Source organism: Streptomyces sclerotialus (genome assembly GCF_040907265.1).
GTDB lineage: Bacteria > Actinomycetota > Actinomycetes > Streptomycetales > Streptomycetaceae > Streptomyces > Streptomyces sclerotialus.
This window is the reverse complement of sequence record NZ_JBFOHP010000002.1, coordinates 1,040,055-1,057,393: the sequence shown is the minus strand read 5'-3', so window position 1 is coordinate 1,057,393 and position 17,339 is coordinate 1,040,055. Positions and strand designations below refer to the sequence as shown.

Annotated in this window: 6 protein-coding genes; 5 read left to right on the top strand and 1 reads right to left on the bottom strand. The window is 65.8% G+C overall.

Annotated elements, in window-relative coordinates:
• Positions 1 to 85 precede the first annotated feature (85 nt).
• Genes AAC944_RS04745 through AAC944_RS04735 form a run of 3 tightly spaced genes read left to right on the top strand, consistent with a single transcriptional unit; the run spans position 86 to position 7,253 of the window.
• Positions 86 to 1,249: a restriction endonuclease-related protein gene (locus tag AAC944_RS04745; RefSeq protein ID WP_030611676.1), complete on the top strand. Its 1,164-nt coding sequence runs from the start codon at positions 86 to 88 to the stop codon at positions 1,247 to 1,249.
• Entirely contained in the window at positions 1,246 to 4,596 is a 3,351-nt protein-coding gene (locus AAC944_RS04740) for a DEAD/DEAH box helicase family protein (protein WP_051871565.1), read from the top strand. The genes AAC944_RS04745 and AAC944_RS04740 overlap by 4 nt, the downstream gene beginning before the upstream one ends.
• Complete coding sequence (locus AAC944_RS04735) at positions 4,590 to 7,253, top strand: RNaseH domain-containing protein (protein ID WP_030611682.1); 2,664 nt, start codon at positions 4,590 to 4,592, stop codon at positions 7,251 to 7,253. The genes AAC944_RS04740 and AAC944_RS04735 overlap by 7 nt, the downstream gene beginning before the upstream one ends.
• Positions 7,254 to 7,521: 268 nt before the next feature.
• Here the strand turns inward: AAC944_RS04735 and AAC944_RS04730 are convergent, their stop codons facing one another.
• Positions 7,522 to 8,013 carry a PIN domain-containing protein gene (locus AAC944_RS04730; RefSeq protein ID WP_051871566.1) on the bottom strand — a complete coding sequence of 164 codons (492 nt, stop codon included), beginning with the start codon at positions 8,011 to 8,013 and terminating at the stop codon, positions 7,522 to 7,524.
• A gap of 785 nt (positions 8,014 to 8,798) precedes the next feature.
• Here AAC944_RS04730 and AAC944_RS04725 point away from each other — a divergent pair.
• Both AAC944_RS04725 and AAC944_RS04720 read left to right on the top strand, forming a co-directional pair.
• Positions 8,799 to 10,985 (top strand): hypothetical protein, encoded by a 2,187-nt coding sequence (locus AAC944_RS04725; protein WP_368396866.1) that lies wholly within the window; start codon positions 8,799 to 8,801, stop codon positions 10,983 to 10,985.
• Between the two features lie 99 nt (positions 10,986 to 11,084).
• A complete protein-coding gene (locus AAC944_RS04720) occupies positions 11,085 to 17,264 on the top strand; it encodes a hypothetical protein (RefSeq protein WP_030611691.1) in 6,180 nt (2,059 codons plus the stop codon).
• The last annotated feature ends 75 nt before the right edge of the window (positions 17,265 to 17,339 follow it).

Below are 17,339 nucleotides of genomic sequence, written 5' to 3'. Positions count from 1 at the left end.
CGGTCGAATCTCCAGGACTCCGACATCATCACCTCCGTCACACAGAGCTCTCTGTCAAGAACACTCAGTAAAGTGAGATAGGGGAGTGACGGTGCTTGATGCCGTTATGAGCCGACGCCGGACCATGTTGATCAGCGCCACGATCCGCCTCGGATACGCGTGGATGGTCAGACGCCAAGAAGCCAGGGCCTGGCGCGAAGTCATGAGTATGACCGGGGTGGTCAACTCGATTCTCGGTACCGGCCACGAGGCCCTGACACCGGCCGAACTCGTCGACCAGCTTTCACGGCATCCACTGCGGCGAATCGCTCCCGAAGTCTTTGAGGATGATCCACTTGGGCGAGTCACGGTCCTGGAGTGGGGCGAGATCAGCGACGACGTCTACTCCGACGGATGCTCGGCGATCGTCGAGCTCCTTGAGAAAGGTGATCGTGGCCGCGGTTGGTTGCCCACGTGGACGTGGCTGCAACACGAGATCATCGAGAACGAAGCATTCCTGGGGCTCAAAGTCGGCGCGAGCGACATGGACTACGTGGTTCGTCGACGATTCCCGATCGAGCATCCAGCCGGCGAGCGGGAAGCCATCGCTGACCAGTGCAGCGATGCGGGGATTCTGCCCCCGGTCCGCTACGTTCCCCTCCCGCCGGACCGTGCCTATCAAGGGTGTTATTGGTGGCCTTGCCCGGAATGCCGCTGGCCCATGCGCGTCAACGGGACAGCGGTGCGTTGCAGCTACCGGACCCACAACGCCGCCTACGCCATCCGTAGCCTGAACGGCGGACAGCCTCCCAAGCTCCGTCCGCGCGATGACACGGTGCGCAGACAGCCCGCCGCCAAGAACGTGTACGCCGAGGGCCCTCGTCAGACGGTGTGTGTCGAGTTTCCGGTATGGCGCTACATCGTCGTTCCCGGCATCGAGGAACTCAGGCTGTACAAGAGGTGGGACGGCAAGCCGCCCCTGAGCGTTGAGCTATGGCCTCGCCAGGACGCCTACGACATCAAGTTCGCCATCGACGAGCTGGACTGGGCACTGACAATCGATCTCAAGGACGTCGCCAGTGCTTCCGCCCTGGCAGACGAGATTGCCAGAAAACCGCTTGTGGCGAAGACCATCGTCCTCCCGGACCACCGCGGCATGGCTCAGCGCGCGGAACTGCAGGATCTCCTGCCTGACTACACGGTGCTGATGGTCGAGGACGTGAACCGGATCGTGAAGAAGAAGCTTGCTGAGGCGAGGAGGGCCCGATGATCGACGCACGCGAACGCAACGGCCTCGGAAACGGGCAGTCCCGACTCCTTTCGCGCCTCGTCGCCTGCGCCTGCGCCTGCGCACAGGCCTACTTCCCAGAGGGCAGGGCGGGCACCACCCTGACGGCCGCCCAGTTCTTGCTCACCGGCAAGTACGACACCTGGTCGGTCTTCGCCTCGCTGCCCCTGGACGATCAACGTCGCCTCAGTCGACTGCTGGCCCACAGGGCGAACCCCCTCGCGAACGACACCGCGTTCCGTGAGTACGCCAGCACCAGCTTCTTCGAGAGGAACGTCCCCGGTTTCCGATTGCACGAGAGCGGTGAACATGTGGTCGCGCACCACGGCCTTGAGCCCCGTGCCTGCGTTGACCAGCTCCTGAAAGAGATGGATGACATCCGGGCGGCACAGCTGATCACCAGCCCGATCGCGAAGCCCGGTGAGTACACCCACACACTGCGGGTGCCTATGGCCGGCCGGCAGAGCGCACCCGTGCTCGCCTACTACACCTTCGAAGAGCACCAGACCCCGCCACGGCAATCGTCACCAGTACGGTTGTCCACCGCTCCGGAACTCGTGGAGGCAGCGCTCAAAATCGAGCCCTTCCTGCAGCTCAACACAGAGCTCGATGAGGCGACGGGTAAGGCGTTCCGGGCTGAAACCCTGACCCCCTTTTTCAAGAAGATGCGTACCGCACGGGGAGAAGCAGTCGAGAACATCCTGAGGCTGCAGGCGGGGCCGACGAGAGTGCTGAGCGCCCCCACGGGCTCAGGCAAGAGCGTGCTGCTGCGGAGTTACGCGACCTGGGCCGTGCAAGAGGGACAAACAGTGGCCCTGATCGTCGATACCAATGCAAACGCCCTGAAGCTCGCCCACGCGATCGAACAGGACCTGGACGAGTGGGGCGTTCTAAAGCGACTGGGGGTCGACGCCTCAACAGTGGTGGTCCCGTTGATGTCGCCGAACAGCCTGATGCGAGAACTGGATCGAGCGGTCAAGGGTGCACACGACCCGGACTACGTCGACTGGGTCTTCGCCCGGATCGGCTACTCCTGTCAATTGCCCGCATGCGCCTCGGTAGACGAGGCAGTTGACACATGGGTGCCCGGCGGAGAGCCCTGCACAAAGCTGACACCCGTACGTCCAGAGCGAGGTGAACCCTACCGGAGCATGCCGGCCCCGAGGGTCTGCCCCTTCCGGCAGGGCTGTGGCAAGTTCCGCCTGGCCCGACAGGCAAGTTCCGCGCAGATCATCGTCACCACGCACACCAACCTCTACGAGGGACGCATGCACATCCCCCTGGAGACCGACGACGGGGTGGTGGACGAAAAGATCAGCGTGGAGAAGTTCCTCACGACACGCGCCCAGGTCATCCTGATCGATGAGCTCGACGCCTTCCAGTCGACAGTGATGGACCGCTCCGGGCGGGGGCTGACACTGGCGTGGGGCGATCGTGGGCACGATCGCCCACTCCTGGAGACGGACACCCAGCTCGTCAGCGCCTTCAACCGACTGCCCGCAGCCTTGGAAGAGCGGGCACGCTCCAACGTGTCGGAGTGCAGGCGCCTGGCCGAGACCTACACCATGCACCTGGCACGAGGCGACCTCACCCTGAGCGAGCAACTCCCGGACGATCCGCACCACAAACTACGCAAACACCGAGGCGGCCGTCGGTGGATTGTTCCACAGCGCTGGGACGGGTGGCTGGGCAGGCACCTCGCCGCGTTCCTTGCCGACGACGTCGCCCAAGTGTCCAGCATTCCCGAACCTCAGCAGCCCGCAGGCGCCGCCGTGCTGCTGGAAGCCGTGTACGACAGCAAGATCGCCACGCACCTCCTGCCCGCGCATGTCCGCGAATTCACGCAAACAGTGCGCTCGATCACCACCGCCGCTGACGCTGCCGGGATTCTGGAGAACGCCCGCGGCGAGCTGTTCGAGATGCTGGCCTCCTGGGTCCCTGCGCCGAAGACCCGAGCCGCTGTGATCGACCGGCTGGTACGCAGAATGTTCCTCGTTCCCCTGAGGGACATGCTGTACAGCTTCGTCCACGATGCCCCACAGCTGGCGCTCGCCGGCGTCCCGGCGGCAGAGGAGATCGCCCAGGCCCTGGGCGGCTACGAAAAGTGGAAGGCCATCCCGCACGGACCGCTCGGGCGACTGGTGTTCGCCTTTACCGAGGACCACAACCCCAAATCCCCCCACGAGACCAAGCTCAGCGCTGCCGCGTTCGGCGGTGACCCGCACCGCTACATCACTTCGCTGGGGCAGACCGCCGCACTCGCTCACTCGGGGCACCCGAGAGTCGTCCTCGGCCTGTCGGCGACCGCCTATATGCCAGGCGCACACCGGCACCACATCCACACCCGGCCCCAGTTCATCGTGCCGGACGAAGGCTCATCGGTCGTGATCGACGCCCGAGCCATTCCCGACCTGACCGGCGAAATGATCCGGATCTCGGGGCTGACCGGGAAGAAGAGACGTGAGGCCACGAGAGAGCTCGGCATGAAACTGTGGAGCGAGCTCTCCCGGGAACTCGAAGGGCTCGCCGAAGGCAACCTCCCTGGTATCCAGGATGCGATCCTGCTCGCGACAACCTCCTATCAGAGCTGTCGAGACCTGGCCGAAGGGCTGCGCGCCGCCGGCGCGCCGCCGGGCCTGATCGCGGTAGCGGTACGACCTGACACGAACACCGAGACGATGCCTGAGCCGGAAGTTGAGGACCGGCCCTGGATCGAGATCACCGGCGATCAGCTGGAGGACTTCGGCGCCCTAGCGCACGCTCGCATTCTCATCGCCCCACTCAAGCGAGCCGAGCGCAGCCTCAACATTCTCACCCCCGGCGAGCGCCGCTCCCGGATCGGCTCCATCTGGCTCGCGGTACGTCCGATGTCGATCGTTGACGACCCTGATGAACTGCTCGCTCACGTGGGCGCGAGAGCCCTCGACGATCAATATCTCGACGACCAACCTTGGCGCGCACTTGCACGATCCAAGCAGGTCTCTGGCCAGTACTTCGACGATCTGCTCAGCAGCGAGCGCTATTTCAGCGCGCTGCCCCGTCGGGCGAAAAAGGCCATCGCGGCCGAGCTCATCGCCTCCATCATCCAGCTGGTCGGACGCGCCCGCCGCGGTGGCACACCTGGCCGGATCCGGCTCGTCGACTACGCCTTCCTGGACCCAAAGGGTAACTCCGACCTACCTAATCTCATTCGGCAGCTCCGTGGTGACTGGGCTCGCTCCGGTGAACTCGACACGCTGCTCACCACCAACGGCGAGGCTCTACGGGCCTTCTTCAAGTTCGCCGACAGCCACTCAGTCACCGCCGACTCCCTGGACACTGCATGCTGACCTCCCTGGCCTACCTCCTTGACCCCAAGCGTCTCGGCTCTGTCGTGCTCTACAAGCTGAGCGAGGACTTTGCTCAGGCATGGAGCGAGCTGCCGCGCTACCGAGACAACGACACCTCCAAGCCGGTACGGCCCGCCTACGCAGGACTCGCCACAGCGCTCTCCGCGGTGACCAACCAACCCGTCGTGATCATGCCGGACACCATCGCGCCGCCCGACGACGACCTCACCGTTCCCGCTGTCCTGGCCACCACCAAGCCCATCGCGCCACGTCTGCTCACACGGGCCATCCGCAGCTGGGAGCAGCTCATCCGCGGCGGCGTCGACGAAAACGTCCTCGCCCCGCTCCTGGCGCAGGGCGAGATGGTCAAGCCCAAACTCGACAGCTTCATCCGAGACGCGGGCGCCGGCCGACCGCGCGCGCCGCAGTGGTTCTACCGAGTCGCCGCATGGAACTTCGCCGCAACGCTCGCGCGCGCCCCGCTCCACCTGCCCGGGGGCGTGGCAGACGCGGGTCAGCGTCTCCACTGGCTCATGGACACCAGAGGCAGTCTGCTCGCGTGGAGCCACGTACTGGAAGGCAAGACCGAGAGGCCGGCGCGGGTCGGCTACGCGATGCACAAACTCGACTTCCGGGTCATCACGCTCCCCGGCGAGCCCCGGGTCGGCATTCACGTGCTACCGACGTTCAGCAGGCTGGCCACCCACTGGGCCGGCACTCGCACCGCGTTCGTTCAACGCGGAAAGAACACTGTGCTTCGCATTCCTGTCGGCCACCGCCGCACCGAGGAAGGTTGGGAACCCTACGCTCGCAACTTCGCGGCCCAGGTCGTCGCGGCCTGCAACCTTGAGGCGATCGAACTCGGCACCAACGAAACCCTGGCCAAGGTGTGCGGATCGGTACGCGCCTTGGTTCCCGGCCCCACCGAGCATCCGCTGGGAAAGGGCACGGGCACTCGCTTCAACCTCCATCTGGCCAACCACATCAAGGAGGCCACAGCCAAGCTGAAGGCTGAGCAGGTCACATATGAACGAACCGACGTGGAGGTAGTCCGCCATACGAAGGGGCCAGTCCTACGGGAAGACCTCGACCACGCGCTGAGCGGCACCGGACAGGACCGCGTGCGAATCCTCGCTTTGTACGACGCGGAGTACACACGCGAACGCATGATCACTGCTCTCAGCCCGTACCTTGAGGAACCCGAACAAGCCAAGGAATGGGTCGACACCCGCGATCACCGGCTCACGGATAAGCTTTGGGTCCAATTCCGGCGCATGCCTGCTCTTGTCTCCCCGGTACCAGTCGATTGGGACCGCGAACTCGCCTTCCTCGCCCCCCTTGCGAAGACTGCGCTCACCGGCGTATGGGTCGAAACACTCTGGAACCCCAAGAAGCGCACCGCTCGCAAGAGCCAACAGTCCGACATCTATGATCCGAAGCGTGACCTCCGCCGAAACTTTCACCTGCGAGGCGTGGTCTCCCAGTTCATCGCTCATCGTCCGCGCCCGAAACCGCCCAAGCCCGAAGACGAAGACTGCCTGCCTAAGAACCTTGAGGCCGGTGCCGAGCTTCAGACACCCGAAGCTGACGACGCCCCCGCGCCCGAGGAGCGTGAGGAGGTCAAGAAGCCGAAGCAGCGACGGCCCCGGCTGGACTATCCGGCGATCAACGGGTTGCGCGACCTGACGTTCCGCTTGGGCGCGGTGGACGGACGTCTCGCCGAGGGGGTCGCGCTCGATCACCCAGCGATCCTTGTCGGCCTACACCTGCGCCAGCAGCGGGTCAGCCAGAGGTTCGGCGCTGCCGACAAGACCCAGATGGTGGAGGTCCTCACGGCCCTGCACACCGATCCGGATCCGCGCCAGCCCTGGCGACTGGAGATGTACAGCCGCCGCGATCATGCCTGGCTACCGCTTCCGCAAGGAGAGGCTTCCTTCGGTGCCGGACCGATCGGTGTCGATCAGCACGCTCGCCACAAAGAAGGCGCTGCCCTTGTCCGTGAACACATTAAGGCGGCGCTGCGGATTCTCCCGGGCCAGACACCCCTCATCATCTTCGTGGACACAGAGGCATGCCGGACCATCTGGCCAGGGTTGCAACATGCCCAATTCGGTGAAGGCACGCTTCCCAGCGAGGGGCTCGATGACAACGGACGCTCGGTTGCCGTGGTCAGCATCAACACGTCGTACGGCGAAGTACCCACCCCCGTCGACCGCGCCGACGCCCGAGGCCGGCGTGACCCCGCTCGGCCACAAGCCCCCGACGACTGGCTGCACGAACGAGCCACAGCCACAGGGGTGACCAGCTGGTACTTCGCCCAGAAGTCGCGCAGCTACGATGGCTTCGGCCAGACCAGCATTAATGGCAGTACCTGCACCCGGTTCACGATTCCGAGCCACCTCAAAGAGACACTGCTGCGCAAGGACTGGCACAGTTTCACCGCAACTCAGATCACCGTGCCGCAGCCCGGCCAGCACAAGGCGAAGGATCTCGCCGCACTAGCCGCAGCACTGTGCCATCAGTCACTCGCCTGGGACGCACGCACCCGCCATCCTGTACCACTCCACGTTGCAGGAGCAGTTGATCGGAACCACCCCGAATACCGTGGCTCCAGCTTCGAAAGCGAGGCCGACCAGATCGGCGAGGACGTCTCCTGACCACTGAGAGTGCCGCTATGTCCGCAGGCTGGCGTCCAAGGCCGGCACCTGCATTCAAGTGAGGGACTGCTGTCGTTGTCCGGGCCAGGGGTGTCACCGAAGACGACCAGGGGGGTGGGAGGTGACCGCAGGCGCTTGGCCGGTGCAGCACAGCCGCTCCCAGGGCAACTCATGTCGGGTCGCTCGCCGAGGGGCGAGGGACGCGGAAGCGCGCTGACGTCAGTGGGATTATTCGGGACTGGCGCGTATGTTCTTGTGCTTCTCTGCGCTATCTCATCCATGGTGGCGAAGGTGCTTGCTCAGCGCTGTCGGCGAAGCCGAGCTGCGCAAGGAAGTCGAGTGGGGCGACGACGTCGCCCCCGTTCGCATGAGCATTTCGTGAAAGTTCGTCGTCTCTGGTTACAAGCGTGCACTGCTCGAATTCTGCCGTCACTCCGATCAAAGCATCGCGGGTGTTCCTGTCCTTGCCCGATTTCAGGACATCGAAGGTGACCGTGTCTTCGCTCAGACGAGCTTGATCGAGCCTCGACTGGTCGAGGACGAACCCACCGCTGAAGACGAGCCGGGCAAGGCTGACCAGCACTACCAGCAGCAGCTGCCGGCGTTCCAGCTCCTTAACCTGGGACAGCTCGTCTAGCGTGATATGCGGGAAGAGGATCTCGATGTGCTTCTCATCGACCGCTGCGCGAACCACTTCGTAAGCCCCAGGGAGATCAGCGATGGGGTCCACTGCGTTGGAGTCGAAAACGTAGCGGCGCATAGCGTGAACGGTAAGTGTCTGCGCTTCGCCAGTGCGGGAGGCACGGTGGCGAATATCGCGTAGCTCGATAGTCAAGGGAGAGGGCGCGGGCCGGGCAGGCTTCTTCGCCGACGCGGTGTGGTGCGCCGTACGTCTTCCCCACGGGAGGGCGGTCCGGCGTCCGTGGTGCATCCCCAGGTCGGCAGGGAAGCGCCAACGGGCTCCGCCGCACTGAAGGCAAGCGGTGGACCACGTTCCTGTACGCGGGTGTACCCGGAGCGTGTCCCGCCCACCGAGCAGGCAGGACTGTGCGCGTAAGGGCTACCGCGTACCGTCACGCTGGCCCCGACCAGTACATGGGCCCAGAACCTACGTGGATGGTCGCGCAAGGCCGTCATCGTATGGAGTCGACCTGGTGGTTCAGCTAGGGACTGCTGGTCTGGGTCGGTGACGACTGTGAGGTTGACCCAGTCCGGTGCAGCTCGTCGGCCCATGGGGCGGGGGCAAGCAGGGTGACGACTGAGCTGCAACGAAGAGACGGTCGAAAACGTGGCGGGAGTGCCGAAGGCAGGCATATTCTTAATCAATATGCATTTGGGTCGAGAGGCCTATGGTGCGGCGGAGGTGTCATGGGTGGGGAGCCGCGGAGACCAGCAGCCGTCGGGAAGTCTGGAGGGCTGCCTGAAGATCATTTAAAGTACGGGGTCGGGCAGTTGGGGCAGAGGAATCCAGCCGAGGGCTTGCCGGCGTCTCGGGTGGGTCATGCCGCGGCCAAGGTCTCGGACCCTTATGGAGACCAGGCGTTGTTGACCCCCGCCATGGTGGCGGGCCATGACGCGGTACCGGCGGTGGAACGGGAGCGGTTACTCCGGTACTTGGAAGCGGTCATCACTGTCCGTGGCATACCCCTGCACGCCGCTGTCGCTTTCAATGCCGTGTACTTCGGCTACGACCTCGGTGGTGACGGTTACGGCCGCAGCCCTCTCCGCCTGGACGACTTCCCTGTGGCCGCTCTCGGTGAGTGCGCGGCAGCGCTCCCGGTGGGCGCCATGGTGTGCGTGGCCACGGGGTCGGATCCGCTCTTTGCCGAGATCGTCTACAAGGAGGGCGCCCACCCGGACATAGGTGAGCTCGGCGAGGTGCCGGGCTGGGTGTCCGGAGCGCCGGCGGGTGCCGAGGGCCCGGGCAGGCCTGGGTCGGAGGCCTCTCCGCGTCGCCGGGAACTTCTGGTCCCGGATCCACACGCTTTTGGGCCCGGTGTGAGTCTTTCGCCTGCCCAGGTCCACCGTTTATGCAATCACCAGCGCTGGATCAACGAGGACGGCCATCTCGTCGTCGAAGCTCGCTATCCGTCGCAAGAGGCGGCCCAGCGCGATGACCTGTCCGCCTACACGGACTACTTGATGACCACCGCACGGGCGCAGCTCCTCAGCCCATTCGTTCCCGTGTCCATCGCCGATCTCGTGGGGAGCACGGACGACGAAGCGATCCGCGCCGGCCTGCTACGCCTGCTCGGTACGGTTCAGCGCATACTCACCTCCAGTGACTTGCTTCGTACCTGGGGGCCGTACGCCGTGTCACGGTCGGCCCTGGCGGCCGGCTGGCGCGACAGCGGACCGTTGGGTGGTGACGACTTAAGAACTCTCGCGGCCACCGTGGAACGGGCGGCCACCCCTTCGCGGCGCCGCTTCGGACTCACCGCTCCGACCGCCGTCTACACGGCGGTCGGTCCTCGCTTACGAGCGTTCCCCGGGGCCAAGGAACTCCTCAAGGGGGTGGGGTACGCCGCGGCGGTGTGCCGGGCGAATGTGGCGCTCGCGGACGTCGTTCAGCGCGACAGTGAGCAGGGGTTGTTCGCGAACGGTACGCGAGTGGTGCTCGACGACGCCTTCCAAGGAGGAGGTGTCTGGCGTTCCCGTAATCCCGGTGACACGGAAGCGCCGGCGAACCCCCTGGCCCCGGCCGGGCTGGGATGGACGTCCACGATGGGTAGGGAGCCGGAGCCGGAGCCGGCCGATCTTCCGCTCCCGGACGATGCTGTCCTTGGGCCGAGCGAGCTGCTGCAGGACGGACAGGATGAGTTCATTTGGCGACTGCCGCTGCGCTTGGCGCACCTCATCGACGGCTGTCTGCCTCTGCGCTCGCCCATCGCCGAGGAACTGCAAAGGGCCTTCGGAAGGCGTCCCGCCCTACGGCTAGAACTCGATCACCCCGGCGGCACTCTGGACGCCGCCGAAGGGGTACAGAACACCGTGGCAGAACTCGGCAGCGAAACCGGCTGGCTGACCGGAATCGTCTGGCCCCTCGATTACTTCCCCGGCCTGATGCTCCAGCTGCACTGGCGCCGCGGGAGCCGGTCAATCCGCGTTGTGACGTCCCGGCTCGATCAGCCGGTGCAAGTCGGTGACCGACTTGTCGGCCACTACTACGACCCTTGTGTTCTCACGCGGGAAGACGCCCCGGGCAGCGATCGTAACGGTGACACGGCAGTGGGCCTCGGCCCACGGCAACTGGTAATGCGCACGGTGCGACGCTGTGGGCTGCTGACAGTTGACGGTCACGCTCTGCTCGATCGCTTAGGTTTGCCGCTTGCCGTCTACGGGCGGCGCCCATCCCGTAGACAGTCGGCCGCGCTGGAAGCAGCGGTGGAGCAACTGCTCACCGAGCGGTTCCTCGAACCTGCCGTCGGCAGCCGTGACTCCACCGGCCAACCTCATTTCCCGGCATGCTTCGGGCAACCGGTCATACCGCTCATCGGTTACCGTCCGGCCCGAGTGCGCGTAAGGCATCCCTGGGGAGCTACCGGATCGGCAGATGAGCCGATGCGCATGCAGTATGTGCCTGGGCATCTGCGCCGCTTGCGGCCTGGTTGCTCGCCGAGCGAAACCCAGCGGACTGCCTTTCGGGAACACTGCCGAAGGCTCGGCAAGGCTGACGGCTGGGAACTACCCCAGGGATACACCTTCGTGACCGAGCACACCCGCGGTCACTGAGTCTTTGGCGAGAGCTCGCTCGCGACCAACCCTTCCTCGCGCTCAGAGCCTGGTGTCACCGGGCGAAAGCGCCCGCATCTTCGGATGGAGTACGCAGGTATGCAGGACGCTTACCACGTCGTAGCGAAACCGCCGATGTCACCGCAAAGTGTCTCGGTGGAGAGCCTTGAGGCTTTGGCCGCAGAGCTCAACGCACTGGAACGCCCAGTCGCCACCGCCATGGACGACCTCACGGTCGGCATGGTGGAGCTGGCCTTCAACTCCCTTCCGCCCAGAGACCGGCAAAGTCTGCTCAGCCGCCTGGGGATCCGCATGGCAGCTCCTCGAAGAGCGGGCAGCGCCCTGTGCCGTGACGTACTGAACAGGCTGCAGCGTGAGGTGCGGCAGCACTCGCGCACCGGCGGCGTAAAAACACTCACCCGTGCCGTGCTGAACGATGTGAAGAATGCCGCCTTCGCGGACGGCAGCGAGGCCGCCTCGGTCCCCGTGTCCCGGTGGGGCGGACCACTGGTCCGAGCTGCCCTGTTCGCATGGTGCAACGCCTCGGTCGCTGACGCTTACCTCCTCTCCTGGGCGGCGGCCGAGGACTGGTTCGGGGCGGCGAGCGAAGACGCTGCGCAGGCTTTTGACGCTGTACGGGCTGCAGCGCAGGCCCTGGTGGACGCGCATCCGGACTTCGTTGTCGGCGAACCTGAAGCCCTCAGCGACTCCGAACACAAAGGTGTGCAGGTGACGACCGTGAAGGACCGGCCCTCCGGCGTGGACCTGCTGGCCTCTCCGACTGCGTCGACACGGCACGCCTCGGGCCAGGAGACGCCCACCGCGGTATCGGATGACTCTGCGGTCGATGACGTTGCGGATCCGGAAGAAGTCTGCCGGAAGTTGCAGTCCGCCCTTTCCGAGGCCGCAGGGGCCGCGGAGCGGGTCACCGCGGCGGTCCTGGACGGACGCCCTCCCGCCCCGGCTGACCTGGCCCCGTTGACTGGGCTGGAGGCTCGATTCGACAGTGCTCGGACCGTGTTCGTCACGGCGGGCATAGCCGTGGGGCAGCTCCGCTTGGAAGACATGAGGCGGGCCGCACAGCTGTATCGCTCGACACGTGACCGCGATCGAGCTGCGCGACAGAACCTGCGGGAAATGCTGTCCATCGATTGCCGGAAGGACAGCCCCGCTGCCGCTGCCGCTGCCGCTGAGGCCGTGCGTGCCGTCGCCGGACGGCTCCTCGGCGTTGCGATGTGGGGAGAGACGGAGCGGCAGGAGAGCACCGCGCTCACCGCCCTCGCCGACCTTGTCCGGCTGGGGCGGCAGACGGATGCCGCGACGGAAATCCTGGCCCTTCAGGAACAGGTCGTACGTGTGCTGCCTGCATGCGCCATGGCGGCAGTGATGGCACACGAACTGACACTGCCTGGCTCGGCGGGAGACCCCGTGGGACAGGACCCCACTGAAACAGACGGGCCCGGCAGCACCGAGGCGGAGGCCAGTACCCCAGTGACCGACTCGGTGACGGGCCGGCATCTGATCACAACACCTTCCGAGGCTTCGATCACAGAGACCGCCGAGCAGAGCACCGCCAGGGACACCCCTGACGAGGCCACCGAGAACTCCATGCCCGCAGCCCATGCAGCCCCGCAGCCGACCGTGGGCCCGGAAGCGGTTTCTCCGGAACCATCTGCTCCCAAGGCGCTTGATGCGGCCTCAACGGCTGGTCCCTTTGTCGGGGACGAGGAAACCGCACCCACGAAGCTCCACCACGCAATCGGGCACACCACAGCGACCGCGGATGACGGCGCCCCTGCACCTGCGCCCGCCGACAGCACCTCGTACGAGGAGGAGGCCCCGAAGGAGGAAGCAGCCGATCTGGATGACGACGGGGCTGAGGCCGAGCGCGCCTTGGCGAGACTGGTTGCGGAGCGGCGCTTCGGACTCGCCCACCATGTGGCGCGAGCCGCAGGTCGCCCCGACCCCCAAGTGACAGCGCTCCGGCTGGCTGGTGCGGCGGCACTCCTCACCTCTGGCACCAGTCACGGGGCCCGGCTGGTCGCGGATCTGCTCCAGCAACAGAGTAGTTTCGCCGGCCGTGACGCCGAAACCAGTGACCTCGTTCTGCTTCCGGCTCTCTTGCGTGCGGCTCTGATCACCGGTGACCACCTGGCCGGCGCCCAGCTCAAGGCCATGGTGCCTCGGCTCCCGGACGCGCTCGCCGAAGTGGCGACCGCAGTCGCAGACCGTGCACTCAGCGGTGCCCTGATGATTGTCTCCCCACTGGGCGTGATCGCCGACGTCTCCGAGACCGAGGCCAGATTGCGGGAGCTTCGCACGCAGTGCAGCGCCCTCATCGCACCACAGCGGCTCCGATTCGCCAGGGCTACAGACATCGTCAAACGATGGCTGGACCCTGATGAGGGGTTGCTCGGCTCCATGCTCACGGCTGTGATCAACGATGACCGTGACGCCTTGTCGACCGTCCAAGAGAGGACGGAGCGTCTGTCGAAACTGGCAGAGATCAACGGCGAGATCGACCGTATGGACCGCAAGCACCGTGCATCGAGCAGTAGGCCGCTTCAGGGCTCCGGGCGACAAGACCTCGTGCACATCGTCGAGCGGGCCGTGGGGCTGGCCAAGGACTGGTGCCTGGCGGTCGACGGGATTCAGCGAGGTGACCGGTCGGACGGCAGCCGGGCTGCCAAGGAGGTTTCGGCCCTGCGTCAGTCGATGCTGGTGCGTCGTGATGCCGTCCTGACGGAGCTCGAACGGTTGGCGAGGCGACCCGGTAGTTTCACCGCAGCAGCTGCATGGGCAGCGCGCAGTGCCATGGAGGAACTCTTCTCGTTGCTGTCGGGGGACATCGGCACCGTGCGTCCCGGCAGTGGGGACAACCCGGAGCTCGTCCTGGACGCGGAGTTGTTGAAGGTATGCGACACGGTCGGAGAGCGGCCCTCACTTGGGGTGCTTCTGACGGCGGTGGACCTCGGCTGGGAAGATGCGCTGCGCGAGCGGCTCAGCCGTGACGCGTTCACGGCGGCTCGGGCAATTGTGGAGCTGGCTGACAAGGGCGCGCTGCCGGCTTCCGACGGAGTGACGTTCGGAGCGGCGACGAGCGCGGAGATCGAGGAGCTGGAAGCCACGAGGCGTACTGCGCTCCGGGCTGTCCACGACGAACTCGTCGCGGAGCTGCACCGGGCTCAGGCCGACGGCGCGGTGACCGACGACCAGGACCTACGGTTGCAAGAGCTGCTGGCTGACGCGCGCAAGAGCCTCGACGACGTCGATCACCGCGAACTCAACGACGTGCGACGGGCCCTGGAAACGGTCCGATCGGACCTGCCTGCGCACAGGCAGGAGGCGACCGACCGAATCCGGGCACGCCTGGACGCCTTGGAGGTCACGGACGACGAACGGGCGCGCGTTCTGCGACACCTGGACACCGGCGGCCTGGCGACCGCAGCAGACCTCGTCTACTTCCTGGAGATCGGCGAAGAGGTTCCGGACATCGAGGCAGGCGAATCCCACCTGACGGAGTTCTTCCCCGCCGTGCCAGACGGACTCCCCAGGGGCATCGATCACGAACTCGTCGAAGTGGTTCGCTCTGGCGGCAAGCACCCCACCGTTCCGGTACTGGACTACGTAAACCTCTCCAGCGACGAGGCGGCACTGGCGGCGGACGCCCTGAACGACTGGCGTGAGCTGGGTGCCACCGAGCCGAAGGACCGGCCCAACGTCTCTGCCCGGCGGAAGCTGCTCCCGGCCTTGAAGCTTCTGGGGTACGACGCGAAGAGTGCCAGGTCGCTGGACGAACTGTCGCCGCAGCGGCGGGAGTACCGCTTTTTCGAAGCGACCGGCGTGGAGGTCAACGGACGGGCAAAGGTGCCGGCCTTTGGCTCGCAGATCAAGGAGCAAGGCGGCAACCTCCGGGTGCTGATGGTATGGGGCCGCCCACCCGCCGAGGTCGTCATGAGCCTGGCGTCCCGGGACCCCAGTGAGACCAGTCTGCTGGTCGTCTACTTCGGCACGCTCGGCCGGGAGGCCCGAGCAGAGCTCGCCGCTGGATCCGACCGCCTACAGCCACTCCTCGTCGTGGACGACGCGGCCTTGGCCTACCTTGCGGCCCGCGGCAGTCGGCAGGTCAGTACGGCCACGCAGACGCTACTGCCGTTCTCCGGTGTTAATCCGTATATCAGAGAAAAGCGCGGCCGCATCGGTGGTGAGATGTTCTACGGGCGGGACGCGGAACGCAAAAGCATCCTCGACCCGCGCGGCACCCAGGTCATCTTCGGCGGTCGTGGGCTGGGCAAGTCGGCCCTGCTCAGTGACGCCGGAGAACGCTTCATGGAGCAGCGAGCAGGATTCCATCAATCGGTGTACGTGAACCTGGACCAGGAAAACATCGGCAAGGGCAGCTCCCTCGGGCCGGAGGCGTTGTGGAGCGTCCTGGACCGGGAGCTGACCGAGGCCGAAGTTCTGGGCCGACCCCAAGGGCGCAAGTCGCAGCGGGAACGCTCCGAGCGCGTGCGGGCCGGAATCCGCAGCTGGCTCGACGACGATTCACGGCGCCGGCTGCTGATCCTGCTCGACGAGTGTGACCAGTTCTTCGAGGCGGACGCTCCTCGATTCGACCAGACCAAGAAGCTGAAGGGACTCGGCAGCGACACCAAAGACCGGGCCAAGGTGGTCTTCGCCGGCCTGCACTCCGTGCAGCGTTTTTCCAAGCTCGCGAGTAACGGTCCGTTCGGTCATCTGGCGCAGACCCCGAAGGTGATCGGCCCGCTTTCTCCGCAGTTCGCCGCCGAACTGCTGGTGGAGCCGATGCGGGCACTCGGCTTCGAGTTCGACGACGTTGACCTGGTGAATCGGGTGCTGGGCTACTGCTCGTACCAGCCGTTCCTTCTGCAGATGTTCGGCCACCGGCTGGTCGAGCTGATGCACCGCAAGCGGGCACGGCGCGGACTTGAGGGACCTCCGTATACGGTGCAGGTAGCCGACATCGAGGCCGTGGAGTCCGATGTTGCCCTCAGGACGGGCATCTCAGCGGCCTTCAAGGACACCCTGAGCCTGGACCACCGTTATGACGTGATCGCCAACGTTCTCGCGTACCACGCTCGTCACCGCGGTCTGGAAGTGCGCCTGAGCGACGCCGAACTGCGTGAGGAGTGTGAAACCTGGTGGCGGCAGGGTTTCCAGCAGCTCGACACCGAGGGGTTCCGGGCCTACCTCTCCGAAATGGTGGGGCTGGGCGTCCTCGCGCCCAACCACGACGGTCAGGGCTGGCATCTGAGAGGACCGAACGCGCTGCGCATGATCGGTACATCCCACGAGGTGGAGGCCCGTCTGCTGAGGGCCGAACAGGACTGCAAACTGGAAGAAAGCATCGTGCTGGAGGGACGACCTGAGCTGCCCGACCGGCGACCCGCGCCCCTCACTATCACCCAGCTCGATGACCTTCTCGGTGAGCGCGCCAACCAGACGCGGGTTGTCCTGGGAACACCGGCTACCGGAATCGGCGACGTGGGCGACACCCTGCGCGCGGTCGCAGGACGCATCGCGGACTGGAAGCTTCCCCCTATCGGCAAGCCCAGCGTGTTCAAGCAGGAACTCACGGGCGGGCGGCCCCGCGAGCGACGAGTGATCATCAGCGACTTCGCCCGTTACCCGGCCAAGCCGGAGACCTGCCGCGAGGCCGTCGACCTGGCAGAGACCCTGCTCCCCATTACTCCAGGAGTGACCCGGGCGGTAGTGCTCGTGACTGACACCCGGCAACTGGACCTGTGGCGTGTCCTGCTGACGGGTCAGGAACGCACCTCGGCGCTTCCTGTGGTGCTGCGCCGCCACGACCGCAGCAGCTTGCGAGGGTGGGCACAGCAAGTCGAGGTGTTCAACACGGACGAACGCCTGGACCGACTCTACGCGCTGACGAGCGGCTGGCCACTCCTCGTCGACCGCGCCCACCAGCTGCATGGTGAGCTCGGCGACCCCGACGAGGTCCTGCGGCGATTGGCCGTCATGCTCACGGATCCCTCAGCGGCCCGCGCATTTGTCGAGGAGACGGGTGTGTATGCGGACCCGCAGCTTGCTGCGGGATACCGGGCCATCGGCGCTGAGCTCCATGGAGACCTGGTCGACACGGAGGCCATGGTGACCGCCATCGCGTACCAGGCCGGGGACGAGGAAGAGGCCCGCTGGGTCTTCTCGTGTCTCGATGCCCTTCAGGTGTTCGACCGCGACGGCATGCAGCTGCGCTTGGAGCCACTGCTTCAGCGGTGTGTGACACTCGGCGGTTAATGCCCTCCAGCCGTCCCTTGCGGCCCGCTGGCCAGCGGGCCGCAAGCGGAAGACGATGCGGAACCGTGCCTGAGG